24 protein-coding genes are annotated in these 24,478 nt (G+C 36.8%); 14 read left to right on the top strand and 10 right to left on the bottom strand.

The features are described 5' to 3' along the window. The first annotated feature begins 57 nt into the window (after nucleotides 1-57). From JO178_RS17910 to JO178_RS17890, 5 genes are all read left to right on the top strand, one after another. Nucleotides 58-963: a transcription antitermination protein NusB gene (locus JO178_RS17910; protein WP_291938722.1), complete on the top strand. Its 906-nt coding sequence runs from the start codon at nucleotides 58-60 to the stop codon at nucleotides 961-963. 1 nt (nucleotide 964) lies between these two features. Beyond that, complete coding sequence (locus tag JO178_RS17905) at nucleotides 965-1,471, top strand: DUF1573 domain-containing protein (protein ID WP_291938720.1); 507 nt, start codon at nucleotides 965-967, stop codon at nucleotides 1,469-1,471. A gap of 10 nt (nucleotides 1,472-1,481) precedes the next feature. Beyond that, nucleotides 1,482-1,844 (top strand): preprotein translocase subunit YajC, encoded by a 363-nt coding sequence (yajC, locus tag JO178_RS17900; protein ID WP_291938718.1) that lies wholly within the window; start codon nucleotides 1,482-1,484, stop codon nucleotides 1,842-1,844. 125 nt (nucleotides 1,845-1,969) lie between these two features. Next, nucleotides 1,970-2,704, top strand: a complete 735-nt coding sequence (locus JO178_RS17895) for an SDR family NAD(P)-dependent oxidoreductase (protein WP_291938716.1) — start codon at nucleotides 1,970-1,972, stop codon at nucleotides 2,702-2,704. A 298-nt stretch (nucleotides 2,705-3,002) separates the two neighbouring features. Beyond that, complete coding sequence (locus JO178_RS17890) at nucleotides 3,003-3,848, top strand: mechanosensitive ion channel family protein (protein ID WP_291938713.1); 846 nt, start codon at nucleotides 3,003-3,005, stop codon at nucleotides 3,846-3,848. Between the two features lie 89 nt (nucleotides 3,849-3,937). Here JO178_RS17890 and JO178_RS17885 read toward each other — a convergent pair whose 3' ends face one another. From JO178_RS17885 to JO178_RS17870, 4 genes are all read right to left on the bottom strand, one after another. Further along, a complete protein-coding gene (locus tag JO178_RS17885) occupies nucleotides 3,938-4,435 on the bottom strand; it encodes a hypothetical protein (RefSeq protein WP_291938711.1) in 498 nt (165 codons plus the stop codon). Nucleotides 4,436-4,513: 78 nt separating this feature from the next. Beyond that, a complete protein-coding gene (ligD, locus tag JO178_RS17880) occupies nucleotides 4,514-6,397 on the bottom strand; it encodes a DNA ligase D (RefSeq protein WP_291938709.1) in 1,884 nt (627 codons plus the stop codon). A 71-nt stretch (nucleotides 6,398-6,468) separates the two neighbouring features. Beyond that, nucleotides 6,469-7,074, bottom strand: coding sequence for a DNA polymerase ligase N-terminal domain-containing protein (locus JO178_RS17875; RefSeq protein WP_291938708.1), 606 nt, complete (start codon nucleotides 7,072-7,074; stop codon nucleotides 6,469-6,471). Continuing rightward, complete coding sequence (locus JO178_RS17870; RefSeq protein ID WP_291938707.1) at nucleotides 7,074-7,859, bottom strand: Ku protein; 786 nt, start codon at nucleotides 7,857-7,859, stop codon at nucleotides 7,074-7,076. The genes JO178_RS17875 and JO178_RS17870 overlap by 1 nt, the downstream gene beginning before the upstream one ends. Before the next feature lie 143 nt (nucleotides 7,860-8,002). Between JO178_RS17870 and JO178_RS17865 the strand changes: the two genes are divergently transcribed. Further along, nucleotides 8,003-8,575, top strand: a complete 573-nt coding sequence (locus JO178_RS17865; protein ID WP_291938706.1) for a Crp/Fnr family transcriptional regulator — start codon at nucleotides 8,003-8,005, stop codon at nucleotides 8,573-8,575. Nucleotides 8,576-8,822: 247 nt separating this feature from the next. Beyond that, the gene (locus tag JO178_RS17860; RefSeq protein WP_291938703.1) at nucleotides 8,823-10,097 is read left to right on the top strand and encodes an adenylosuccinate synthase; all 1,275 of its coding nucleotides are present in this window, start codon (nucleotides 8,823-8,825) and stop codon (nucleotides 10,095-10,097) included. Nucleotides 10,098-10,102: 5 nt separating this feature from the next. On the opposite strand, the gene JO178_RS17855 is transcribed toward JO178_RS17860, so the two are convergent. The 3 genes from JO178_RS17855 to JO178_RS17845 all read right to left on the bottom strand — a co-directional run bounded on the left by JO178_RS17855 (nucleotide 10,103) and on the right by JO178_RS17845 (nucleotide 12,931). Continuing rightward, nucleotides 10,103-10,564 carry a hypothetical protein gene (locus JO178_RS17855; protein WP_291938701.1) on the bottom strand — a complete coding sequence of 154 codons (462 nt, stop codon included), beginning with the start codon at nucleotides 10,562-10,564 and terminating at the stop codon, nucleotides 10,103-10,105. Nucleotides 10,565-10,681: 117 nt separating this feature from the next. Then, nucleotides 10,682-12,436 (bottom strand): aspartate--tRNA ligase, encoded by a 1,755-nt coding sequence (gene aspS, locus JO178_RS17850; protein WP_291938699.1) that lies wholly within the window; start codon nucleotides 12,434-12,436, stop codon nucleotides 10,682-10,684. A gap of 135 nt (nucleotides 12,437-12,571) precedes the next feature. Beyond that, complete coding sequence (locus JO178_RS17845; RefSeq protein WP_291938697.1) at nucleotides 12,572-12,931, bottom strand: ankyrin repeat domain-containing protein; 360 nt, start codon at nucleotides 12,929-12,931, stop codon at nucleotides 12,572-12,574. Between the two features lie 113 nt (nucleotides 12,932-13,044). Between JO178_RS17845 and JO178_RS17840 the strand changes: the two genes are divergently transcribed. Both JO178_RS17840 and JO178_RS17835 read left to right on the top strand, forming a co-directional pair. Next, complete coding sequence (locus JO178_RS17840; RefSeq protein ID WP_291938696.1) at nucleotides 13,045-14,439, top strand: MATE family efflux transporter; 1,395 nt, start codon at nucleotides 13,045-13,047, stop codon at nucleotides 14,437-14,439. 197 nt (nucleotides 14,440-14,636) lie between these two features. Then, on the top strand, nucleotides 14,637-14,756 hold the full coding sequence (locus JO178_RS17835; RefSeq protein ID WP_291938694.1) for a 30S ribosomal protein THX: 120 nt from the start codon (nucleotides 14,637-14,639) through the stop codon (nucleotides 14,754-14,756). A 61-nt stretch (nucleotides 14,757-14,817) separates the two neighbouring features. On the opposite strand, the gene JO178_RS17830 is transcribed toward JO178_RS17835, so the two are convergent. From JO178_RS17830 to JO178_RS17820, 3 genes are all read right to left on the bottom strand, one after another. Continuing rightward, entirely contained in the window at nucleotides 14,818-15,471 is a 654-nt protein-coding gene (locus JO178_RS17830; RefSeq protein WP_291938692.1) for a DUF937 domain-containing protein, read from the bottom strand. An 81-nt stretch (nucleotides 15,472-15,552) separates the two neighbouring features. Further along, nucleotides 15,553-16,812, bottom strand: coding sequence for a DUF2723 domain-containing protein (locus tag JO178_RS17825; protein ID WP_291938689.1), 1,260 nt, complete (start codon nucleotides 16,810-16,812; stop codon nucleotides 15,553-15,555). Between the two features lies 1 nt (nucleotide 16,813). Then, a complete protein-coding gene (locus JO178_RS17820) occupies nucleotides 16,814-17,323 on the bottom strand; it encodes a DUF2480 family protein (protein WP_291938687.1) in 510 nt (169 codons plus the stop codon). Between the two features lie 158 nt (nucleotides 17,324-17,481). On the opposite strand from JO178_RS17820, the gene lpxB reads away from it, so the two are divergent. The 5 genes from lpxB (at nucleotide 17,482) to JO178_RS17795 (ending at nucleotide 24,185) form a co-directional block, all read left to right on the top strand. Beyond that, a complete protein-coding gene (lpxB, locus tag JO178_RS17815) occupies nucleotides 17,482-18,585 on the top strand; it encodes a lipid-A-disaccharide synthase (RefSeq protein ID WP_291938686.1) in 1,104 nt (367 codons plus the stop codon). A 199-nt stretch (nucleotides 18,586-18,784) separates the two neighbouring features. Continuing rightward, nucleotides 18,785-20,557: a ComEC/Rec2 family competence protein gene (locus JO178_RS17810; protein WP_291938683.1), complete on the top strand. Its 1,773-nt coding sequence runs from the start codon at nucleotides 18,785-18,787 to the stop codon at nucleotides 20,555-20,557. Nucleotides 20,558-20,702: 145 nt separating this feature from the next. Beyond that, nucleotides 20,703-21,365, top strand: a complete 663-nt coding sequence (locus tag JO178_RS17805) for a succinate dehydrogenase cytochrome b subunit (RefSeq protein WP_291938681.1) — start codon at nucleotides 20,703-20,705, stop codon at nucleotides 21,363-21,365. A gap of 15 nt (nucleotides 21,366-21,380) precedes the next feature. Next, complete coding sequence (locus JO178_RS17800; RefSeq protein WP_291938679.1) at nucleotides 21,381-23,393, top strand: fumarate reductase/succinate dehydrogenase flavoprotein subunit; 2,013 nt, start codon at nucleotides 21,381-21,383, stop codon at nucleotides 23,391-23,393. 24 nt (nucleotides 23,394-23,417) lie between these two features. Continuing rightward, nucleotides 23,418-24,185 (top strand): succinate dehydrogenase/fumarate reductase iron-sulfur subunit, encoded by a 768-nt coding sequence (locus JO178_RS17795; RefSeq protein WP_047488931.1) that lies wholly within the window; start codon nucleotides 23,418-23,420, stop codon nucleotides 24,183-24,185. Nucleotides 24,186-24,478 lie beyond the last annotated feature (293 nt).

Genomic DNA, 24,478 nt, shown 5'->3' with positions numbered 1-24,478 from the left:
TACGAATTTCATCAATTTTAAATTTTGTATCTTTGCATCCATAAAAAAGCTCTTTGAATGTTAGGAAGACGACAAATCCGTGAAAAAGTGGTACAAACAGTGTATTCGTACTATCAAAATCCTGTAAAGTTTGATGTTTTAGAGAAAAACATGTTTGCCGGAATAGAGAAAATCTATTATCTCTATATCTATCAGCTCAACTTTTTGGTAGCCCTGAAAGATCTGGCAGAACATCAGATTGAAATCGGGAAAAATAAATACCTTAAGACCGATGCTGACCTTAATCCTAACCAGAAATTCATCAACAACCAAGTATTAATTAAGCTGGAAGAAAATCCTGAAAGATTATTTTTTACAGGGCAACATAAGCAGTTGAAATGGGATTTGCATGATGATTTGTTGGTTAAAACTTTCCAAAGAATTACAGCCGGAAAACGTTATCAGGATTTCATGAAAGAAGATGGATACTCTTTTGAAGAAGATCAGAAGTTTATCGGAAAATTATTCTTAAGATATATCGCAGAAAATGAAGATTTTCATGATTATTTAGGAGATAAAGAACTTTCATGGTATGATGATATTCATATTGCCAATTCAATGGTACAGAAAACAATCGGTTTCCTGAGAGAAGATGAAGAAAGCAGAACTTTAATTAAAATGATTAAAGATGAAGATGACAAAACTTTCGCAGGCAAATTGTTGAGAGATACGCTGAACAATTGGGAAAATAATGAGAAGAAACTGGAAGAAAGACTTGAAAACTGGGATTTGGAAAGAGTTTCTTTAATGGATAAAGTTATTTTATCAACCGCAATAGCAGAGCTGGATAACTTTGCTTTTACTCCTTCAAGAGTTATTATAAATGAATATATTGAAATTGCAAAAGTATTTGCTACGGACCGTTCCAATATCTTCATTAATGGTATTTTAGATAAATATTGTAAAGATCAAAATAGAATATAAAATGAAAAAGACGTTATCAATTATCGCCTTGTCAATCATAGGCTTTGGTTTAGTTTCATGTAAAAAAGAAAACAAAGAAACTCAAAGCGCTGAAACTGTAACTACTGATTCTGCAGCTGTTGCAGCTCCGGTAACAGCAGATTCTACAGCAACTCCTGCAACAGGTGAAGCTGCAGCTCCTGCTTCTAACCAGCCATCTACTTCTCTTGCTTTATCTGAAAGCAACTTCGATTTTGGAAAGATTAAAAAAGGGGACAAAGTAGAGCATGTATATGAAGTAACCAATACAGGAAAAAATCCTTTGGTCATTTCTGAAGTAAAACCTGGATGCGGATGTACTGCTCCTGACTTTACAAAAGAGCCTATCATGCCTGGTAAAAAAGGAAAAATCACTTTGCATTTTGATTCTTCAAACTTTGACGGAAACGTTCAAAAGTATGCTGATGTATATGCCAACGTAGAAAAATCTCCAATTAAATTAACGTTCACAGCGAACATTCAACCATAATCGAAAAAAAATGTTAACAGTATTTTTACAGGCACAACAAGGATCTTCCTCAATGATGCTGATCATGATGGGGGTGATGTTTGTGGGGTTTTATTTTCTGATGATCAGACCTCAGATGAAAAAACAGAAGCAGGAAAAAAGCTTCCAGGAAAACCTTAAAGTAGGAACGAGAGTAGTTCTTACATCAGGGCTTCACGGAAGAATTGCCCAGGTTCAGGAGGATGGTTTCGTGATCGAAACATTATCAGGAAAACTAAAATTCGAGAAAGCCGCTGTATCCAGAGAAATGACGGAAAGTCGTTTTGGAGACAAAGCAAAAGCAGCAGACAAAACTGCTGATAAAAAAGAAATAGAAACTGAAGAGAAAAAATAATTCGGTTTAAAAATATCTGATTTCGGCGGGTGAACAAAGTTCACCCGCCGATTTTTTTATAAAGGTTATATCAACAAAGAAAATATGAATAAAGTAAATGTTCAATAAAGAATTATCTTTGTTTCATGAATCAAAGCACAAACAAAACTGTTCTCATTTTAGGAGCCAATTCAGATGTAGCCAAACAATGTATCAGGCAATATACGGCCAAAGGTTTCTCGGTCATTGCTGCTTCCCGGAATACAAAATCTTTGGAAAATTTTATTGAAACTTATCAATTGGACCATGCGCAAATTACTGTTTTGTATTTCGACGCGGCTGATTTTGATTCTCATCAGAGATTTTATGACGCACTTCCCATAAATCCCCATATTGTAGTATATGCTGCCGGCTTTTTAATCGACAATCAAAAAGCATTATGCGGCTTTGAAGGTGCAAAACAAATGATGGAAGTCAATTATATGGGGGGTGTTTCTATTCTGAATATAATTGCCATGGATAAAAGCAATAAAAACCTTGAGAGAATCATCGGGCTATCTTCATTATCAGGAGTAAGAGGAAGAAAAAGCAATTTTGTATATGGAAGTACTAAAGCTGCCTTTACCCAGTATCTGGCCGGATTGAGGCAGGAGTTAGCTTCCAGAAAAATAATTGTGAATGCTTTAGTTATCGGCTATATTCGCACGAAAATCAATGAAGGTTTAGAGCTGAATGAATCTTTAATCATGGAGCCTGATTATGTAGCGGGATTCATTGTGAACGCAGGAAATTCCTTTATCATTGTTCCCAATTTCAAGTGGAAAATTATTTATCATATTCTGAGGCTGCTGCCGGAAAGTCTGGTCGCAAAACTGCCTTAATATTTTATTCATCAAGAGATGTTTTTTTATAAAAATTAAAGTTCGGTACCCTCTTTGCTATAAAACCAAAAAATTATTTCTTCTCAGCAGGATTCAATTTCTAAAATGATCATTGGTAATGCGGAACATTCTGTTCTGCCGATCATCTGTTTTCATTAATAATAACCATCTGTACTTTAACCCTCAAGATTTAAAGTGCATTTCTTTTGGAAACAGCCGACTGTTCTGCTGCATTTTAAAAATGACTGCTGTGGAAATAGATGAAGCGGATACAAATGTTAAAATAAATAGCGATAAGATGAACGATTTAGAATTAAGCAACATTCAGCAGCATTGGGATACTTTAATCTCTTCAGCAATTTCATGGACCCCAAGAATTATTACGGCAGTGATTTCTGCAGTGTTAATTTACCTTATCGGTTCATGGATGATCAGAATGATTAAAAAGCTTGTTGAAAAAGCTTTTAAAAAACGTAATATGGAAGCTTCCCTGCAGCTTTTTCTTTTAAATATTATCAATTGGGGACTTAATATTCTGCTTTTTATTGTCGTGGTGACTCAATTGGGAGTGCAAACCTCAGCGTTTGTAGCGATGATCGGTGCGGCAGGTCTGGCGGTAGGTCTGGCTTTACAGGGATCACTAACTAATTTTGCAGGGGGAATCCTGATTTTATTATTAAAACCGTTTAAGATTGGTGATTTTATTTCTACCAGTGGCGGTGTTTCAGGAACCGTACAGGCGATTGATATTTTTTATACCAAGTTAATTACTCCCCAAAATCAGCTTATTGTGATTCCGAACGGAGTGGTTTCCAATAACAGTATTACCAATTTTACCCAGCTGGGAACACGTAGAACAGCACTGGATATCGGAGTGGCCTATGATGCAGATCTGAGAAAAACCAAGGATATTCTGATGACTGTTATTAAAAACAATCAGTATGCTCTCACTACGCCAGCGCCACAGGTGGTGGTGACAGAACTGGGAGATAGTGCCGTAAATGTATCGGTGAGAGTAAGTACTGCTACAGAAAATTTCTGGACGATGAATGAAGAACTGATCATCAGCTGTAAAGAAGCCCTGGATCAGGCAGGAATAGGAATTCCTTTTCCACAGAGAGATGTACATCTTTACAATACATAGTATGGGTCACGATTTAAAATTATAAAAAACTCCTGCATTTTCGATGAATGCAGGAGTTTTTTTATGGTGAAATTCCGGGCTGGAAATATTTATTTTTCTTTGTGGGAATATTGTTGAACAAAATTCAGTAAAGTTTTATATTCGTTCTCTTTACATTGAGCATTGGTGAAAATAAGTCTGATTCTGTTGTCAAGCATCGTTACGATAAGATACTGATCTATTATTTTATAATTTGTTTTTTCCCAGCTGCATTCTATTGTTGTCAATGGAAATTTAACAGTAATATGATTCGGATGAAGTAGGATGTCATTGCTTTGATCTTTCATATTTTTAAAATCATCACTCTGCTTTTTTATTAAACTATAGGCGTTCTTTTTGCTGGTGAAATATTGATAAATGAGTAAAGAAATGTAGCCCACAAAAACAAATGTGCCATATTTGAAAATAATGGAAACAGGACCGAGATCAATTGCCTTTAAAGGAACAAAACCCAATATCAGGAACAGGACGGTATATAAGGCTGCTTTTTTGATTTCAGCGATATGCTTTTGCCAGATGTACCGGAAAAGAAGGTCTGATTTTCCCATTCTGTTTTTTCATTATAGTAAAGCTGAAGTCTTATTGATTCATCCATAATTAAAAGTTTGCGGGCAAAAGTAAGGAAATTAATCAGTATCCTGTAATGCCTCCAGCGCTTTCATCATATCAATTCCCTTTCCCAGAACAGGTTTAAACAGATCTCCTTTTTCCTTAACTCTTTCCGGAGCATTATGGATATTAAAATCCGTGGGTTTTACTCCTGGTTTTAGCTCTTCCCAGTCCAGTGGCATGGAAACTGAAGCGCCCTGCTTGGGGCGCAGACTGTAAGCGCTTGCCAATGTTTGTCCCGTTCTGTTTTGAAGGTAATCAAGATAGATTTTATTAGAATCTCTTTTTTGAAGGCTTCTTTCCAAAGTGGTTATTTCAGGAAGTTTTTCATTCACCTGTTTCATTAGAATATGAGCAAAGTCTTTCACCTGGTCAAAATCATAATTTCCACCCATCGGAATATAGATATGAATTCCCGTACTTCCTGATGTTTTACAGTACCCTTTAATCCGGATGGCTTTCAGCACTTCATTCACCTGTAATGCGGTTTCAATTACCTCATCAAATGTGTTTCTTGCAGACGGATCAAGATCCAGAACCAGATAATCAGGATGTTCAAGATCCGGTAATGAACTGTTCCATGGATTGAGGTCTATGCATCCGAGATTATTCAGGTAAGCAAGGGCAGCTTTGTCATTACAGTAGATATAATCTATGTATTTATCGTTGGATTCGGAATAGACCTTTGTTGTTTCTATCCAGTCCGGAATATGATCTCCGGCGTCTTTCTGATAAAATCCTTGTTTTTCAATGCCGTTAGGAAAACGGTTGAGAGATAAAGGGCGGTTTTTTAAATAAGGCAGTATATATTCTGCTATCGATTGATAGTAATCAATGACATCACCCTTGGTAATTCTATCTTTAGGAAAATAAATTTTATCCATATTGGTAAGCTTTACAATATGCCTGTTTAGAGTGATTTCTTTATCTGTTCCAGAGGTTTCAGTCTTTTTTGCGGATGCTTTAGCTTTCATTGTTTGGGATTTTTTTGATTGAATAATATGATGTGCTGGATTCTTTACTTCTTCGGGTTCTTTATCTTCACGGATACCCATAAAAACCGGATGCCTGAAAATACCATCGTTGGTAATTTCTGAATATTTGATTTCACAAACTAATTCTGGCTTTACCCATGTTACCGGCATATTGGTTTTAGGGGTGGTTTCAAACGGTGGTTTTTTGATGATTAATTGCTGAAGCTTTTGATACAACTGTTTCAATGAGGTACGAGTAAATCCTGTTCCGGTATGTCCGCAATAGATAAGTTCACCATTGATATATTGCCCTAGAATAAGAGCACCGAAACTTTCTCTGGATCCTCTGGGTTCAGTAAAGCCGCAGATAATAGCCTCGTCAGTATTGGTGAATTTTATTTTTAACCAGTCGCTGGTCCGGTGATTTTCAAGGTAGAGGCTGCCTGTCCGTTTGGCTACCATTCCTTCCAGCTCCAGTTTTTTCATCTGTTCAAAAAAATCAATGCCTCTTTCTGAAATATGGTCGCAATAATGGATGGTATCGGTTTCAGTTAAAGCATCTTTTAAAAGTTCCTTTCTCTGAAGTAAAGGAAGTTCTTCTGTGGAATGTCCATTCAGCCAAAGGAGATCAAAAACCTGATAAACAACTGGGATTTCAGGATGATCCATGATCTGCTGTAAAAGCTGAAAATCAGGTTTCCCCTGATGGTTATAGGCAACTATTTCACCATCCAGAATCATCTGTTGTTTTTGTTTTTCAAAATCCTGAACAACATTGTTGAATTTTGATAAGAATGAGATCCCGTTTCGGGAGTAGAATAGGGGTTCTTTATGACGGAGGTCTGCAATAGCTCTATAGCCGTCCCATTTTATTTCAAAAAGCCAGCCTTTATCATTAAATGCTTTATCAAACGGCTTGGCAAGCATTGGTTTAATGAAAGATTTAAGCTTTTTTTCATTGGTTAAAGGATTGAAGCTTTTGAATGTTTTTTCCGAAGTTATGACTTCTTTTTTTCGTTTGTTTTTAGGCTTTTTTTTTCCTCCATAAATTTTGTAACCAATGATTTCGATGAAGTATTTTCTTCAGCGTCGTAGGGACTTTCAGCAAATTCATCTTTATGTTTGATCAGGAGCCATGCGTTGTTTTCTGAGTTTTTCATTTTCACTAAAGCAAACTCACCTTTCAGTTTTTTACCATGAAGCCTAAATTTTAAAGAACCTGCATGCAATTCTTTTAACAGCTCTTTTTCATCAGAAACTTTGCTGTTTTCTTCTAATGGTTCATAAGTTCCGCTGTCCCATACCTCCACTTGTCCTGCTCCGTAATTACCTTCCGGAATATTACCTTCAAAATCTTTATAATCATAAGGGTGGTCTTCCACCATCATGGCCAGACGTTTATCCTGAGGGTCTAATGAAGGTCCCTTAGGAACAGCCCAACTCTTTAATACCCCTTCCATTTCCAGGCGGAAATCGTAGTGAAGCCGAGTTGCGGCATGCCTTTGAACAACGAAGATGAGTTTATTTTTACTTTTTTTCGTTGTTCCTTTAGGTTCACTGGTTTCATCGAATTTACGTTTCTGTTGATAGTCTTTGAGAGCCATTATGATGCGGATTTTGATTTAGAAGTATTCAGACTGGCTTTTAGCTGAGCCATAAGATCAATCACTTTACCTTCTTTCACAACAGGAGCTTTTCGGGTTTTAATATTTTTACCTTTTGCTTTCCGTTTGATAATTTTCAAAAGTTCATCAGAGTAGGTATCTTTATACATAGCCGGATCAAAATCTTGAGAAAGCTGCTTGATAAGACTTACCGCCATTTTTAGTTCTGCGGGCTTAGGAGCTTTATGAGCCGGGATTTTTAAATCTGTATAATTTCTTATTTCCTGATTAAATCTCAGGCGATTTAGAACCAGTATATCGTCATTGTAAGGACGAATCATTCCGATTGTTTCGCTTTCACGAAGCACAAATGTCCCGATTCCCACCATTCCTGTCGCTTCAAGAGCGTTCAACAGAAGTCTATAGGCATTTTCGCCATTTTTCTGTGGTTCGAGATAATAAGGAGTTTCAAAATAAACACTGTCAACTTCTTCTTCCTTGACAAACTGATCGATGGAAAGTATTTTTGTCTTTTCAGGGCTTGCTGCTTCATAGTCTGCCTCGTCAAGAACGATATATTGATCATCCATGAGATAACCTTTGACAATGTTTTCCCATTTTACTTCTTTTCCTGTACTTTCATTAACTCTTTTAAACCGGATATTAGAAAAGTCCGATTTATCGAGCATATCAAGGTCCAGTTTGCTGGTCTCCGTTGCTGAGTAAATTTTAACAGGAATATTTACTAAACCGAAGCCAATGGCACCATTCCAGATTGCTTTCATTGTCTTACGTTTTTAAAAATCAAGCAATTAACATGCCGCCTGAACGGTGTGTGGTATGTATCTGAAGGTTTTTGTCAAATGGCAATTGTTTTTACCTACTACTTTTATACCTTTATCTTTCCGTAATCTGTGGATAAAATAACATGGAAGAACTTTTTAATTACATCAAAAAATTTGGATTACTGAATGAGCAGGATGAACTTCTGATTAAAGAAGGAATCCAGGAAACCTCTGTGAAGAAAGGAGAGATTTTCGTAGAGGCAGGAAAAGTAAGTCAAAAGATTGCCTTTGTAAAGAAAGGGGTATTCCGGTCTTTATATTACAACAAAGAAGGAGATGATTTTACCCGTTATTTTATTTATGAAGGAAGATTTATCGGAGACTTCCAGGGATTTACAGATCAGCTTCCTGCCCATGAGTATATAGAAGCCATCACTGATGCTGTCCTACTTGTTATTGATCTCAGTCATTTTAAAGTATTGGAACAGAAAATTAGTATATGGCCGGTTTTATTTGCGCGAATTCATGGATTTGTAGCTGAAAATAAGCTTAAAGTGGCGAGTATTATGCTTAATCAGGATGCAAAATCGAGATATATTCATTTTCTTAATCATTATCCGGGGCTTGCAAACAGGGTTCCACAGTCTATGCTGGCTTCTTATCTGGGAGTGACACCTTCTTCATTGAGCAGGATCAGAAGGAATATTAATGAGTAGAGTAAAGACTAAATAAAATAAGTTATCTATACTACCTATCAAATATTCAATAGAAACGGGCTTTAGCCTGTTCTGTCATTTAAAACCCTTCCATTGGCTTTAGCCAAAACCTAACATACAGTCTAAGATAGAAATTGGCTTTAGGTGAATAAATATTTGCATTATACATTCATACAAATACGTTTTTGTCAAATGGCAATGGTCTCCTTTTCAAACTGTCATAGCTTTGCACCATAAAATAGAAATTATGAATATGGATATTGTACTGGGATTACAATGGGGTGACGAAGGAAAGGGAAAGTTTATTGACCTGATCAGTGAAGATTATGATATTACAGCCCGTTTTAACGGCGGTTCTAATGCAGGACACAGTATAGAAAGAAACGGCAAAAAAATTACGCTTAAAATGATTCCGTCCGGTATTTTTATGAAGGAGGTACAAAATGTCATCGGAACAGGAACCGTTCTTGATCCGGTAAGTTTTAAAAAAGAAATTCTGAATGTAAAGCAGTTTGATGAAACACTTCAGCCGGAGAAAAATCTGATTATTTCTAAAAAAGCACATTTTGTATTGCCTACTTATAAGCTGTTGGATGTTTTCATGGAAGAAAGCCCTGCTTATACGACCATTGGAACAACGAAAAACGGAATAGCTCAGGCATATTCAAATAAAATTCTAAGACAGAATGTACGGATTGGTGATATGTATTCACCCGATTTTAAGGAGAGGGTAGAACGTATTCTGGAGAGAGACTATCAGTTTTTGACTGATGCAGGTATGGAATTACCATCTTTAGAGTCAATTTGTGAAGAGTTTTTTGATGCTGTAGAATTTTTAAAGCAATTCGACTGTACAGAGACCGAGCTATTCTTAAACAAAGCCTTAAAGAATAAGCAGACCGTTTTGGCTGAAGGATCTCAGGCTGCATTACTTGATATTGATCATGGGACTTATCCTTATGTAACGTCTTCTTCTACTACTGCTTCAGGGGCTTGCAGCGGACTGGGAATTTCTCCGAAAAAGATCGGTGAAATTTTTGGTATTGCCAAAGCGTACTGTACAAGAGTAGGAAACGGGATATTCCCAACAGAGCTTTTTGATGAACTGGGGGATGAAATCAGAATCAAAGGAAATGAATTTGGTTCCAATACAGGACGCCCAAGAAGAACCGGATGGTTAGATCTTCCGGCTTTACGATATGCTGTAATGATCAATGGGGTTACTCAATTGGTTCTTACTAAAGCTGATGTTCTAAGCGGATTGAAATCCGTGGCAGTTTGCACTCATTATGAATGGGCAGACGGAACTATTGAAACCAATGCCGGAACACTTCCTGAGAATGCACAACCAATATTCAAATGGCTGGCTGGCTGGGAAGCTGATTTTTCAGTGATTAAAGATGCTTCTGCACTTCCGGATGCATTAAAGGATTTCCTTTCCTTTTTGGAGACTGAGTTGGAAATTCCTGTGGGATATCTTTCTACTGGTCCGGGAAGAGAACAGATATTGAAAATGAAGTAGAGGAGCTAAGGGGTATTGAGATCTCCGGAATCTGTATTATTTATGATATGATCAAGCTCTGATGTTGTTATAATTCCAATACTGACATTCTCTGAGTATTTTCTGGAAACAATGATGTACTGATTTTTCTCATAGCAATGCCGGATAATTTCAATGGGAGTTGATTCATTATTTTCAAAGGTAATGATACCCGGATAAGATTCACAATGATAACGGCCGGGGTCATATTCTAATTTTGAAAACATTTTGGTTGCATCTTCCCGACCGAAGAAAAAGCCATTGACTTCTACGGATTCGATCTTGCTTTCTTTCAGGGTTTTGCGAAATTCATACCTTATGATTTCTTTACTCCCTAGACTGGAAATAAAGCATAACGGAAGGCATGCTCCTAATAACGGGAGGTATTGTGAAGTTTTTTTATCAGTTTTGTTGGTACTTCCGGGAGGAGAGTATATTATTTTTTTCAATAATATAAGTATTATAAATACTCCCAACCCTATGGCTGTCAAAAAAGTGATTACAGAAAGAAACTCAATTAAAATTTTCATGGTAAAAAAAAGCGGGGCCAACACCCCGCTTTAAATTTATGCTTTTAAATCTAATTTTAACTCTAACTCATCGAGTTGTGCATCAGCAATGGATGCAGGCGCATCAATCATGACATCACGTCCTGAATTGTTCTTAGGGAATGCAATATAATCTCTGATTACTTCATTTCCATCTAAGATCGCTACCAAACGGTCAAAACCAAATGCTAAACCACCATGTGGCGGTGCCCCGTACTTAAATGCGTTCATTAAGAATCCAAACTGAGCTTCTGCCTCCTCTTTTGAGAACCCTAGAAGGTCAAACATTTTAGACTGAAGATCTTTGTCAAAAATTCTGATAGATCCACCTCCGATTTCGTTTCCGTTAAGAACCATATCGTAAGCATTAGCTCTTGCTTTACCAGGATCAGTTTCCAATAAGTGAATATCTTCAGGTTTTGGAGAAGTAAAAGGGTGGTGCATTGCGTGATATCTTTCAGTATCTTCATCCCATTCCAACAGCGGGAAATCAACAACCCAAAGTGGTGCGAATACATTTCCTTTTCTTAATCCCAAACGGTTTCCAAGCTCCATTCTCAATGCAGAAAGCTGAGCTCTTACTTTGTTTTCATTTCCGGAAAGGATTAACATTAAGTCACCTTCTTTAGCTCCGAATTTTTCAATGATTTTCGCTAAGTCTTCTTCGTTGTAAAATTTGTTGACCGATGAGGTTTTTACGCCATCATTCTGGAATTTAGCCCAAACCATTCCTGAAGCTCCGACTTGCGGACGTTTTACCCAGTCTACAAGCTCGTCAATCTGCTTTCTCGTATAGTCTGCACATCCTTCTACATTGATTCCGACAACCAATTCGGCTTCATCAAATATCTTAAAGTCTTTTCCTTTTACAAGTTCATTAAGTTCCACGAACTCCATTCCGAAACGGATATCCGGTTTGTCATTTCCGTATTTTCTCATCGCATCTGCGAAAGTCATTCTTGGGAAACTGCCAAATTCCTGACCTGTAATATCTTTGATAAGCGTCTTGGTCATTCCTTCGAAAACGTTCATGACATCTTCCTGCTCTACAAACGCCATTTCACAGTCGATCTGTGTAAATTCCGGCTGTCTGTCAGCTCTTAAATCCTCATCACGGAAACATTTTACAATCTGGAAATATTTATCCATTCCCCCTACCATCAAAAGTTGTTTGAAAGTCTGTGGTGATTGGGGCAATGCATAAAATTGTCCCGGGTTCATTCTGCTTGGAACCACAAAGTCTCTTGCTCCTTCAGGAGTAGATTTAATTAAAACCGGAGTTTCTACTTCAATGAACCCTTCATCAGATAAGTAATTTCTTACTTTCTGAGCCATTTTATGACGGAAGATCAATTTATCTTTTACCGGATTTCTTCTGATATCCAGATAACGGTATTTCATTCTTAACTCTTCTCCACCGTCTGTTTCATCTTCAATAGTGAAAGGCGGAAGCTGAGAATCATTCAGTACTGTGAGGTTGGTTACTAAAAGTTCAATTTCTCCTGTAGGAATATTAGGGTTTTTACTTACCCTTTCAATTATCTTTCCGGAAACTTGAATCACAAATTCACGGCCTAGTTTTTTTGCCTCCTCCATTAATTGTGCTGAAGAACGTTCCTGATCAAAAACCAGCTGAGTAATTCCGTAACGATCTCGAAGATCTATCCAAATCATAAATCCTTTATCACGGATAGTCTGTACCCATCCTGACAGTGTAACTTCTTCATTCAGATTTTTTAGAGATAGCTCTCCATTGGTGTGTGATCGAAACATAATTAGTTGTTTAAAGTTCAATGTTTAAGGCTCCTATCTGAACCTCGTTTTTTTCGTTGGCAAAGATAAGGTTTTTACAGGTTTTATAAACAAAAAAACTTCCTTTCGGAAGTCTTGTTTATTTTTTGTGGATTTTTAATTTTTAACTGCGCCGCGTTGCATCAGGTATTTTGCTGTTTCTTCGCCTTTTCCTGTTTCTGCTAAATCCAGCGGTGTTTTATTGTTACATTTCTTATTGATATCCACTTTATTGTCAAGAAGGAATTTGATGATATTCTTACTGCCGTATAGTGAGCTGAAGCCAAGCGGGCTGTAAGACTCATTGCCTATCGTAAAACACTTATTGTAATCTCCCGGGGCAAATTGCTTTTTAAATGTTGTTACATTATCAGAGTTGATGGCTTTCATTTTTGCCTGGGTAAGTTGTTGAGCAGAAAGCATACCGGCTGATAATAACATTCCAAATAGAAAAAGGGTAGAGATTATTTTTTTCATAAGAATTATTTTTTAAGAATATACAAATCTAAATTAAATTTTATTACCAATTGCTAAGTTTTGCTAATAATTGAATCTGTATTTTTGAACTTATATAAATTATTAATTAAAAAATGGCAAAATATATTGGTTTTTTGAAAAAAGCATTCAATGGTGAAGAAACCGATTTTACGAAAGTAAGTATCCGGACTGCTGTGCTGCTTCTGGCTATTCCCATGATGTTGGAAATGGCTATGGAATCAGTATTTGCTTTGGTGGATCTGTACTTTGTAGGGCATCTGAAAGAAAGTGGTTTTGCAATTCAGACGGTAGGGCTTACTGAATCGGTCCTTTCTGTTATGTATTCCATCGCCATCGGGATGAGTATGGCTGCTACAGCACTGGTTGCAAGAAGAATCGGAGAAAAAAATCCGGAACAGGCTTCCAGAAGCGCAGCACAGGTGATGTTGGTGTCATTTATCATCACATTTATTTTGAGTGTATTAGGAGTGCTCTATGCTGAAGAAATTTTAATTCTGATGGGTTCAAAACCCGAGGCTGCGGCTTACGGAAAGAATTTTACAAGAATTATGATGGGAAGCAGTACGATCATTATGCTTTTATTTTTAATCAACGGAATCTTCAGAGGAGCAGGAAATGCTATGATTGCAATGAAAAGTTTATGGATTGCCAATATTGCCAATATCATACTTTGTCCGCTATTGATTAAAGGATTGGGCCCGGTTCCGGCGATGGGACTTACGGGTGCCGCGCTGGCTACCACCATAGGACGAAGTATCGGGGTGATGTACCAATTGTACCATCTCTTGGTTGCTGATACACAGATCCGGATTAAACCGGCTTATTTTAAACCGGACAATCACTTAATCCGGTCTATTATTAAAATTGCAACTCCGGGAATTTTTCAGTTTGTCATTGCTTCCTGCAGCTGGATTTTTCTGGCGGAACTGGTTGCGACGACGGGGGGCGAAAATGCTTCAGCCGGCTATCAGACTGCTTTAAGGCTGATGATGTTCTTTTTGCTTCCCGCATGGGGGCTAAGTAATGCCGCATCTACTCTGGTAGGACAAAATATGGGTGCTAATGAAATGATAAGAGCAGAACAGTCTGTCATGAAAACAGTGAAATATAATGTAATTTTCATGGTAACGGTAAGCCTGATATTTATTTTACTGGGAAACTTTCTGGTTGGATTTTTTACCAGGGAAGCTGAAATCAGGGATTTTGCAAAGAATGCACTTCACATCATGAGTACAGGATTCATTTTTTACGGAATAGGGATGGTGATGATCAATGCATTCAATGGAGCAGGGGACACCTGGACGCCGACATGGGTCAATCTTTTTGGATTCTGGATGTTTCAGATTCCCTTAGCGTATTGTCTGTCAAAATACTTTGAAATGGGACCCAAAGGTGTTTTTATTTCTATTCCGGCTGCAGAGACATTGATTACGATAATCGCTTTTATCTTGTTTAAAAAAGGGAAATGGAAGACGATTAAAGTTTAAGAGAGGGAAGATGGAAGGTGAGATTTGATGAAGGTTGCAATACAGATGGTCATCTTTATCATAAATTGATCAGAGCAGTATTGAATTGGCGGGTGAGAGAACTTCTATTTCCGGTCTTATAAAAATTTTAACAGCGTAAAGAGTTGGATTTTAGTGGTATATTTTCTAAATTCGTAATAACAACAAACATTATTAGTATGGGAAAAGGAGACAAAAAATCAAGAAGAGGAAAAATTAATTCCGGTAGTTATGGAAAAAGAAGACCTAAAAAAGCTTCAAAAAACTACGTTGCTTCAGAAGAAAAATCTAAAAAGTAACCCCTAATAAAAAAGACCGGAGATAATTTCTCCGGTCTTTTTTTATAACAAATTAAACTAATTATTTCCCAAAAATATTTCCAAGGATACTTCCTAATCCGCCTCCCTGTTGTTGATTGTTGGCTCCGCCACCAAGTACTTTTCCTAAAATATCATTTAAAGGATTTCCTGATGTCTGAGATTGGCCGCCTCCTAAAACACTACCCAAAATATCATTTAAAGGGCTGGATTGCTGAGTCTGAGCCTGGCTTGACGCATTTCCAAGGATTCCTCCTAAAAGATCTCCAAGACCTCCTGCTCCTACATTGCTTTGTTGCTTTTGCTGTCCGATGTATCCCATTACAACAGGAGCAAGCATCGCAAGTACCGGACCTATTTTATCTATTGAGATTCCCGTGTTTTGTGAAAGCTGATTTTCTACAGCACTTTTTTCTCCACCGAAAATATGAGTCAGAATTGAGCTGCCTTCAGCTTGTCTTGTTTCCACTTGTGAAGCGTCGTTCAGGATACTTCCATTGTGATCTTTATCTAAGGCATTATTTAAAGCTTCCGCTTCTTTAGCATCCTGAGATTTGTTTCTTAAATAAGAAATAATGAGAGGGGTGGCTACAGCCAAAAGGGCAATGACCTGATTTCTGCTGATTCCAAATTTGTTTTCAGCCTGTTCTGCAACCTGGTTGCTTGTGTTCCCTGTAAGTAGGTCGATTAAGCTCATTTTTTGTGTTTGTTTAGTATTAAGTGTATCAAAGTTATCAAAAAATATGCCTCACAAAATGAACAGGATTCATAATTATTGTTAAAGTTTTCTGATCTCTTCTTCGGTATATCCTTTAGACTTAAGCAGCTTAATATATATTTCTGCCTCGTTAGTCATCCAGAATATAGGATCCGGAGCCTGTTTCTTGTCTATAGTGAATTCCAGAATACCTGCATTATTATTCATCCATGGAAACATATAGTAATCCATTCCGCCTTTATACTTTTTATACTGGTCAAAATCCTTTCCTTTTTGAGTAGACAAAGCGGCTGTATGAGCAAAAAAATAGAATAAAGGAATACAAAGGCTCAGCCATGAAAGTTTTTTTATCCACGGAGATTGTATCTGAGACATTCCGTAGCCTATGGACAAAGCAAAAATGATATTGAAAGGGAGAAAGAAAACATAGTTATCCGTAACCGCATAAAAAGTTGCAAAGCCGTATACACACAAAGAAGCCGTAAAGAAAACGAAAAACATTTTCCTGTTAGACTGATATAGGAAATAAACTCCTGCAAGCCCTAAAAGGGCAAATACGTTAAAATTGTATGCGACATATACTACAGATTTAATCAGGTCCTGAATATATTCTGCAAAAGTCTTCTGGAATGATTTGGAAAGCCATTCTCCACGTTCTGAAAAATACGGGGAACTGAAAGGTAAGCCATGAGAAACATTAAGAAAAGTGATGCCTCCGAAAATAAGTAAAAAAAGCAACAGAGATGAGTAAATATACTGAGTTTCTTTCCTGAAATAATAGAGAAATAAAATAAATGCCGGAATAAGCAGAATATTCTGAATGTGTACCCATAAGCTGATTCCGAAGAATAATGCAGCTAATGGTATATATATCTTTTTATGCGCTGTGAAAGTTGTAATGACGGAAAAGAAAAAAAGACTCAGCCATAAAGAATTATAAGTATAAACCTCTACAATTTCTGCATTTTTCCAAAAAGTAAAACTAAACCCGAAAATAAAGGCCGACGCAACGGACGCCCATTTCAGTTTTGTAATACTCTTTACAGTAAGATAAATAACCGAAACAGTGAGTGCTGCTGAAATAATAATTAATAATCTGCTTGCTTCAATAGCATTAAGACCCGTGATATTTTTTATAAAAATAGCAGTGTTGACATATAAAAAATGAGTAGTAGCTGTTGCAGTAGGCTCATATTTACCAATTTCTACCGGTAATACAAAACCAATGGCATCTGCAAAAGGAATTCTTGTGAAACTGCCTGCATAATACATCACTAAGAAAATAAAAAACAGATAAAAAGCAGGTAAATTTTTACTCATTCTAGTTCTTTATGATAGGAACGTTGGAACAGGCTTCTCCGAACATCAGAGATTTTACCATTGGCTTTAGTTGTTCCACCAGTTCAATATAAGCATTTTCCGGAATCTCTTTGTCCGAACATCCTTTTACCAATACTCTTTTACCTCTCATTTCTTCAAAATCATAAGTTTGAACAGCATTATGCATCAGGATTACTTCAAGATCTTCACGATTCCCGAAAACTATTTTTTTGGCTACATCCGTAAGCTTAGCTGTCAATACAAAATAAGCCCAAAGCGGAATAATAGTATCTACAGAATTGTAGATGTAGATATAAGCATCTTTATAATCTTCAACATTGATGGCTTCTACTTTTTCACGGAAATCTTTTTCTTTCAGGATCATTTCCTGAAATAGAAAATCTTTAAGGTCAATTCCTTTTCTTTCTCCTTTAGGAAGGAGCGTTGTAAGGTCAAAATTGATAAGGCCGCTTTCTGCAACTTTATTTCTGATTTCAAATTCTTCTGACATTTTTTATCGTTATCTTTGAACAAATTTACAAATTAAGATCAATATAAATTTTAATTTGTTCTCTATCCTTACCATAGAAACCAACCATGACACGATTTATGTTAATGAGAGGGTTACTAACGGTCATTGAAACCAACTTATAAAGAATTTCGGAAGAAATGAAGTATTACATTATTGCAGGAGAAGCTTCCGGTGATCTGCACGGGAGCAATTTAATGAAAGCCTTAAAGCAAAAAGATCCGCATGCGGAATTTAGATTTTGGGGCGGAGATCTCATGACCGCTCAGGGTGGTACACTGGTTAAACATTATCGTGATTTAGCTTTTATGGGATTCCTTGAAGTGGTTATGAATCTGAGAACAATTCTGAATAATATTACATTCTGTAAAGAAGATATCAAAGAAAACAGACCGGATGTTTTAATTCTTGTCGATTATCCGGGGTTTAATTTGAGAATTGCCAGATTTGCCAAGGAATTGGGAATTAAGGTGATATATTATATTTCTCCTCAGCTTTGGGCCTGGAAAGAAGGAAGAGTTGAAATTATTAAAAAGTACGTGGATGAAATGATGGTTATTCTTCCTTTTGAAGAAGATTTTTACAGAAAACATGGCGTTCATTCCCATTTTGTAGGACATCCTTTGCTGGACGCTATTTCCGATCTGAAAGAAATCAATATTGAAGAGTTCAGGAAAGAAAGCGGGCTAAATGACAAAGAAATTATAGCCCTTCTGCCGGGTTCCAGAAAACAGGAAGTTGAAAAAATGCTTGAGATCATGTTGTCTGTACGGTCTCATTTTAAAAACTATCAGTTTGTTATAGCTGGTGCTCCAAGCCTTCCGAGAGAGTTTTATGAAAAATATGTAGACGATAATGTGCATTTTGTATCCAACAGAACGTATGACTTATTGAGGTGTTCAAAAGCAGCTCTTGTAACTTCGGGAACAGCTACCCTGGAAACCGCTTTATTGAATATTCCTGAAGTTGTCTGTTACCGTGGCAGTAAAATCTCTTATGCGATAGCAAAGAGACTGGTGAAAAATATTAATTACATCTCCCTGGTTAACCTGATTATGGATAGAGAAGTGGTTAAAGAACTGATTCAGGATGATCTGAATACCAAAAACCTTGTGGATGAACTTCATAAAATTCTTGAAGGAGAAAAAAGAAAGCAAGTGATGGATGATTATAGCCTTTTAAGAGAAAAACTAGGGGGCAAAGGAGCCAGTGATCATGCCGCTGAGGTGATTTTAAAAACCTGATTCTGAAGATTTATCCTTCAAATATCCGATCAATAGGTTTTTATGGTGTAATAAAAACTTTTTATACGAACTTAATTTTCATAGTAAAAAAATAAGCGCTCTGTTAATCTCTGTGATGAGGTTTTGAGCGTTTTTTAGCAATTACAGAGTTGATATATAAGGCGTTAATTTACTATTTTGTAAAAACAAAAAGTAACAATTGAACAAACAGCCTCTTTTTATTCTGACTCTATGCTTTATTCTTGGAATTCTTTTTCAGGATCAGTTTTTACTGAATAAGGTTTCTGTCTGTTTCAGTATAGGCGGTTGTTCGGTAATTCTGATTATCCTCTTCTTTCATTCTTATATTTTGGGTAAAATAAAACCCTTCTTATTGGGACTGCTGTTCTTCGGTTTGGGAATCATATTCCATTTTTTCAATACCTTTTCACCGGACCCGAGATTTGTCTTGAATAAAAAAGAACCTGTTGTATTTGAAATTTCCCAAAAATTAAATTCAACAGAAAAATTCAGGAAATATGAAGGAATTGCGGAGTCGGGAAATAAGCGTTTTACTACGATAGTTTACGTACCCAGGAGTATAGATGAACTTGATTTTAAGCATTATTATCGTGCTGAGGCCTATATGGGAAAAGTAAAAACTCCCCCATATGATTTTCAGTTTGATTATGCCCGATATCTGAAACGGAAAAATATTGAATATCAGTGCCATCTTTCAAAAGAAATTGAATCTGCAGAAAAGCTGCATTTAAGTTTTGCAGATAAGCTCAGGCAGCAAAGACTGGAGATTTTGCAGAAGATGGGGCATTCAGTAATGTCTGAACAAACACAGGCATTTTTAAAAGGGATTATTCTGGCAGACAGAACAGAGATTGATGAGGAAATCCTTCAGGATTTCAACCGATCCGGACTTATCCATTTTCTGGCTATTTCCGGAACTCATATTATCGTGATCTTCGGTATGTTTTATTTCGTATTGATCAGGCTTATACCTTTACGTTTCAGAAAATATGCAATTATTCTTAGTCTTGGATTTATCTGGTTGTTTGCGGCATTTATCGGTTATGGAAACTCCGTACTAAGATCCTGCATTATGTTGAGTGTATATTTTATTTATGTATTGCTTCAGCGCAAATCAGATGTTCTTCACTCATTGGCGCTTTCTGCGTTTATCATTCTTATTTTCGATACACAACAGATTTTCGATATAGGCTTTCAGCTGAGTTGTGTTGCCGTCCTGGGGATTTTTTGGTTAAATCAGCCGCTTTTAAGACTTTTTCCGAAGCGGAATCATTATTTAAAAAAACTGCTCTTCAATACCATTTCAATTTCCATAGCCGCACAATTGGCAACATTGCCATTGGTTTTGTATTATTTTCACCAGTTCTCTTTTATTTCGTTTATAGCCAATATTGTTATTGTTCCTTTCTCTGAGCTAATTATTGTATTTTCTTTTCTGATGACTGTATTTGTGGCTTTTCAGATCAATTTCAGTGTTGCAGATATAAGCTATGATTTTGTTATCCGGATATTGTTGAAGGGAATCCATGAGTTTGCCGGAATTGATGCTTTGTATATTGAAAATATTTCAATGAATATTTTAGAAATATTGTCAGTATGGGGAATTATATACTTTTTAAGATTTTTAATACTAAAATGTAATTTTAAAAATTGTATGAGATTGAGTATGGGGGTGATGCTTTTTCTTTTAGTAAGAACAGGATCTGATATTTTTGAAAGCCAAAGAGATGAGCTTGTGGTTCTGAATTTTTATAAGAGCCGGATATTGGGTGTAAAGAACGGTAATAAAGTTTGTTTCTGGATTTCGGATATAACAGATCAAAAGAAAATGATCAGGTATTTTATTAATCCTTATTGTTCTTCCCGGAGACTAGATTATTTTGAAATAAAAACCCTCCCGTCCGAGGTGCAAAAAGTTGTTTTTCAAGGCCGGATTTATGACTTAAAATAACCTGATCTCCCGTTTTTAAATTTCCTTTATTTATAACGCCTTGAGTCTTATTTAGAAAGATTACAAACTGGCTAATTGTGAGATTTCTCACTTTTCGATATTGTTAACATTTCTTAATTTTGTGGAAATTCAAATTTAAACTTATATGGCAGGTTTAACGAGTTCTACGATAGGTAGAAAATACGCTATGGCATTATCAGCTATGTTTTTGCTGATTTTTCTTATACTGCATTTGACAACCAATTTGTTATCAGTCCTGAACAAGGATGCTTTCAATACAGCATCTGAATTTATGGGCTATAATCCTTTTGTGCAGTTCTTAATGCAGCCTATTCTTGGTTTTGCAGTAATTTTCCATTTTGCGATGGGATTTGTGCTTGAAATTAAGAATAATAAAGCGCGTCCGGTAAAGTATGAATCAAACAATGCAGCTGTAAATTCTACATGGATGTCCAGAAATATGATTATTTCCGGAGCTGTTGTTTTGGCTTTCTTGGCGCTTCACTTATATGATTTCTGGCTACATGAAATCAACTACAAGTATGTACAGGGAATTGCTCCTGATGCAGAACGTTTCTGGCCGGAACTTCATGAAAAATTTGCAGACATCTGGAGAGTAGCGCTGTATGTAATTTCTTTTGTTCTATTAGGATTACACTTAGCACACGGATTCCAGTCTTCGTTCCAGTCTGTTGGAGCAAGACATCCAAAATATACGCCGGTGATTAAAGCTGTTGGAACATGGTATTCAATCCTTATTCCTGCTGGATTTATTTTCATCGCAATTTTTCACTTTATAACTCAATAATATCAATATACTAGTATGAGTAAGTTAGATTCAAGAATTCCAGCAGGTCCTCTAAAGGATAAGTGGAAAAATCATAAAGACCATATGAACCTTGTTGCACCAAACAACAGAGATAAGATTGATATTATTGTTGTAGGTACAGGTTTGGCAGGAGGTTCTGCTGCAGCTACTTTAGCTGAGCAAGGATACAACGTAAAAGCGTTCTGCTATCAGGATTCTCCAAGAAGAGCTCACTCTATTGCAGCTCAGGGAGGTATCAACGCTGCTAAAAACTATCAGGGTGATGGTGACTCTACCTACAGATTGTTCTATGATACAATCAAAGGAGGTGACTACAGAGCAAGAGAGGCTAACGTTTACAGATTGGCAGAAGTTTCTGCTAATATTATTGACCAGTGTGTTTCCCAGGGAGTACCTTTCGGAAGAGATTACGGCGGTCAGCTGGATAACCGTTCATTTGGTGGGGTTCAGGTAAAAAGAACTTTCTATGCAAAAGGACAAACCGGACAGCAGCTATTATTAGGAGCTTATTCTGCAATGAGCCGTCAGATCGGTAAAGGTAGAATTAAGATGTACAATCGTCATGAAATGCTGGACCTTGTTATTGTTGACGGAAAAGCAAGAGGTATTATCGCAAGAAACCTTGTAACAGGGGAGATTGAAAGACATTCTGCTCACGCAGTGGTAATTGCTTCAGGAGGATACGGAAACGTATATTTCCTTTCTACCAATGCTATGGGATCAAACGTTTCTGCAGCTTGGAAAATTCATAAAAAAGGAGCATACTTTGCAAACCCTTGTTATGTACAGATTCACCCGACTTGTATTCCGGTTCACGGAACTCAGCAGTCTAAACTGACTTTGATGTCTGAATCATTAAGAAACTCCGGAAGAATCTGGGTTCCTAAAAAGCTAGAGGATTCAATAGCAATCAGAGACGGAAAGTTAAGACCTGAAAACATTAAAGAAGAAGACAGAGATTATTATTTAGAAAGAAGATACCCTGCATTCGGTAACCTTGTCCCTAGAGATGTTGCGTCAAGAGCTGCTAAGGAAAGATGTGATGCCGGATACGGAATCGAAAATAATGATACTAAAGAAGGTGTTTACCTGGATTTCTCTACAGAGATCATGAAAAAAGGTAAAGAATCCGCTATCGAAAAACATATTCACAATCCTACAGATCAGCAAATTTATGATCTTGGTAAGAAGTGGGTTGAGGAAAAATACGGAAACTTATTCGTAATGTATGAAAAAATTACGGCTGATGATCCTTATAAAACTCCAATGAAAATCTATCCTGCGGTTCACTATACAATGGGTGGAGTTTGGGTTGACTACAATCTTCAGTCTACTATTCCCGGATGTTTCGTAATTGGTGAGGCTAACTTCTCTGATCACGGAGCAAACAGGCTCGGTGCTTCCGCACTAATGCAGGGTCTTGCAGACGGATACTTTGTATTACCTTATACTATTGCAGATTATCTTTCTGCAGATATCAGAACAGGTGCCATTCCTACCAATTCAGGAGCGTTTGACGAAGCTGAAAAAGGAATTAAAGAAAAAATTGAGTTCTTCTTAACTAATAAAGGAACCCATTCAGTAGACCATTTCCATAAGCAATTAGGACACATCATGTGGAATAAAGTAGGTATGGGAAGAACTCCTGAAGGGTTAAGAGAAGCAATCAAAGAAATTGAAGAAGTAAGAAACAATTTCTGGAAAAATGTTAAAGTACCTGGTGAAGGAGAAGGAATGAACACTGAGCTTGAAAAAGCTTTCAGAGTAGCAGACTTCCTTGAATTAGGACAACTTATGGCTATCGATGCTCTACACAGAAACGAATCTTGTGGAGGACACTTCCGTGAAGACCATTCAACTCCGGATGGTGAAGCGGAAAGAGATGACGTAAATTACAAATACGTCGGAGCTTGGGAATATCAGGGTAACGATATCAACGCCGAGGTGTTGCATAAAGAAGAGCTGATATATGACAACATCGAGGTTAAAACTAGAAGTTATAAATAATCTCCAACCTATAAATATAAAATTATGAGTGCAAAAAAAGGCTTACATCTTACGCTGAAAATTTGGAGACAGAAAAATAGTAAAACTAAAGGTCAGTTTGAGACCTACAAAATATCAGATGTTTCTACAGATTCTTCATTTCTGGAAATGTTGGATATTCTGAACGAAAACTTAATTAACGAAGGAAAAGAGCCGATTGCTTTTGACCATGACTGTCGTGAAGGGATCTGCGGTATGTGTTCTCTTTACATCAATGGTAGAGCTCACGGTCCTGATACGGGAATTACTACGTGTCAGCTTCACATGAGAATGTTCAAAGATGGTGAAACCATCGTTATCGAACCATGGAGAAGTGCCGCTTTCCCGGTTATTAAAGACTTAATGGTAGACAGAAGTGCATTTGACAGAGTAATGGCTGCAGGAGGTTTCGTTTCTGTAAACACCTCCGGAAATACACTGGATGCTAATGCTATTCCGGTTCCTAAAGAAGATGCTGACAGAGCAATGGATGCTGCTGCTTGTATCGGTTGTGGAGCTTGTGTGGCTACATGTAAAAACGGATCTGCCATGTTATTCGTTGGAGCGAAAGTTTCTCAGTTTGCTTTACTTCCTCAGGGTAGAGTAGAAGCGAAGCGAAGAGTTCTGAACATGGTGAAAGCTATGGACGAAGAAGGATTCGGTAACTGTTCAAATACGGGTGCATGTGAAATAGAGTGTCCTAAAGGGATTTCTCTTGAGAATATCGCCAGAATGAACAGAGAATATATGGCTGCTCTTGTAGATCAGGGATAGAATAGATTCAAATATAATAAAAGTCGTCTTCGTAAGGAGGCGACTTTTTTTATGTCAAAATGTTTTTGCTGTTAAAGTTTGTTAACTTATTAATATGCTTTGGGATACTTTACTTAATAAGTCTATATTTGGTGGGTAGTAGAATTGTTTTAATAAATATATTTGAAAAAAATTAAAGAGATCCGCCAGAGATCAAAAAAGCGGTAAACACTCTTTAAATAAAGGAAAATAAATTTTTTAAAAAAAATAATTACTGTGAATGAAGAAGCCCTAAAAAGCGTATTTTTGTGTAA

Origin of the sequence: Chryseobacterium sp. (assembly GCF_019236175.1) — a bacterium.
Taxonomy (GTDB): domain Bacteria; phylum Bacteroidota; class Bacteroidia; order Flavobacteriales; family Weeksellaceae; genus Chryseobacterium.
This window is presented reverse-complemented; position numbering and strand designations above follow the sequence as displayed.

Excerpts from the sequence above, each read along its gene's own strand:
- JO178_RS17910 (WP_291938722.1), top strand. The coding sequence starts at position 58 with ATGTTAGGAAGACGACAAATCCGTGAAAAAGTGGTACAAACAGTGTAT.
- JO178_RS17905 (WP_291938720.1), top strand. The coding sequence starts at position 965 with ATGAAAAAGACGTTATCAATTATCGCCTTGTCAATCATAGGCTTTGGT.
- yajC (WP_291938718.1), top strand. The coding sequence starts at position 1,482 with ATGTTAACAGTATTTTTACAGGCACAACAAGGATCTTCCTCAATGATG.
- JO178_RS17895 (WP_291938716.1), top strand. The coding sequence starts at position 1,970 with ATGAATCAAAGCACAAACAAAACTGTTCTCATTTTAGGAGCCAATTCA.
- JO178_RS17890 (WP_291938713.1), top strand. The coding sequence starts at position 3,003 with ATGAACGATTTAGAATTAAGCAACATTCAGCAGCATTGGGATACTTTA.
- JO178_RS17885 (WP_291938711.1), bottom strand. The coding sequence starts at position 4,435 with ATGGGAAAATCAGACCTTCTTTTCCGGTACATCTGGCAAAAGCATATC.
- ligD (WP_291938709.1), bottom strand. The coding sequence starts at position 6,397 with ATGCTTGCCAAGCCGTTTGATAAAGCATTTAATGATAAAGGCTGGCTT.
- JO178_RS17875 (WP_291938708.1), bottom strand. The coding sequence starts at position 7,074 with ATGGCTCTCAAAGACTATCAACAGAAACGTAAATTCGATGAAACCAGT.
- JO178_RS17870 (WP_291938707.1), bottom strand. The coding sequence starts at position 7,859 with ATGAAAGCAATCTGGAATGGTGCCATTGGCTTCGGTTTAGTAAATATT.
- JO178_RS17865 (WP_291938706.1), top strand. The coding sequence starts at position 8,003 with ATGGAAGAACTTTTTAATTACATCAAAAAATTTGGATTACTGAATGAG.
- JO178_RS17860 (WP_291938703.1), top strand. The coding sequence starts at position 8,823 with ATGAATATGGATATTGTACTGGGATTACAATGGGGTGACGAAGGAAAG.
- aspS (WP_291938699.1), bottom strand. The coding sequence starts at position 12,436 with ATGTTTCGATCACACACCAATGGAGAGCTATCTCTAAAAAATCTGAAT.
- JO178_RS17845 (WP_291938697.1), bottom strand. The coding sequence starts at position 12,931 with ATGAAAAAAATAATCTCTACCCTTTTTCTATTTGGAATGTTATTATCA.
- JO178_RS17840 (WP_291938696.1), top strand. The coding sequence starts at position 13,045 with ATGGCAAAATATATTGGTTTTTTGAAAAAAGCATTCAATGGTGAAGAA.
- JO178_RS17835 (WP_291938694.1), top strand. The coding sequence starts at position 14,637 with ATGGGAAAAGGAGACAAAAAATCAAGAAGAGGAAAAATTAATTCCGGT.
- JO178_RS17830 (WP_291938692.1), bottom strand. The coding sequence starts at position 15,471 with ATGAGCTTAATCGACCTACTTACAGGGAACACAAGCAACCAGGTTGCA.
- JO178_RS17825 (WP_291938689.1), bottom strand. The coding sequence starts at position 16,812 with ATGAGTAAAAATTTACCTGCTTTTTATCTGTTTTTTATTTTCTTAGTG.
- JO178_RS17820 (WP_291938687.1), bottom strand. The coding sequence starts at position 17,323 with ATGTCAGAAGAATTTGAAATCAGAAATAAAGTTGCAGAAAGCGGCCTT.
- lpxB (WP_291938686.1), top strand. The coding sequence starts at position 17,482 with ATGAAGTATTACATTATTGCAGGAGAAGCTTCCGGTGATCTGCACGGG.
- JO178_RS17805 (WP_291938681.1), top strand. The coding sequence starts at position 20,703 with ATGGCAGGTTTAACGAGTTCTACGATAGGTAGAAAATACGCTATGGCA.
- JO178_RS17800 (WP_291938679.1), top strand. The coding sequence starts at position 21,381 with ATGAGTAAGTTAGATTCAAGAATTCCAGCAGGTCCTCTAAAGGATAAG.
- JO178_RS17795 (WP_047488931.1), top strand. The coding sequence starts at position 23,418 with ATGAGTGCAAAAAAAGGCTTACATCTTACGCTGAAAATTTGGAGACAG.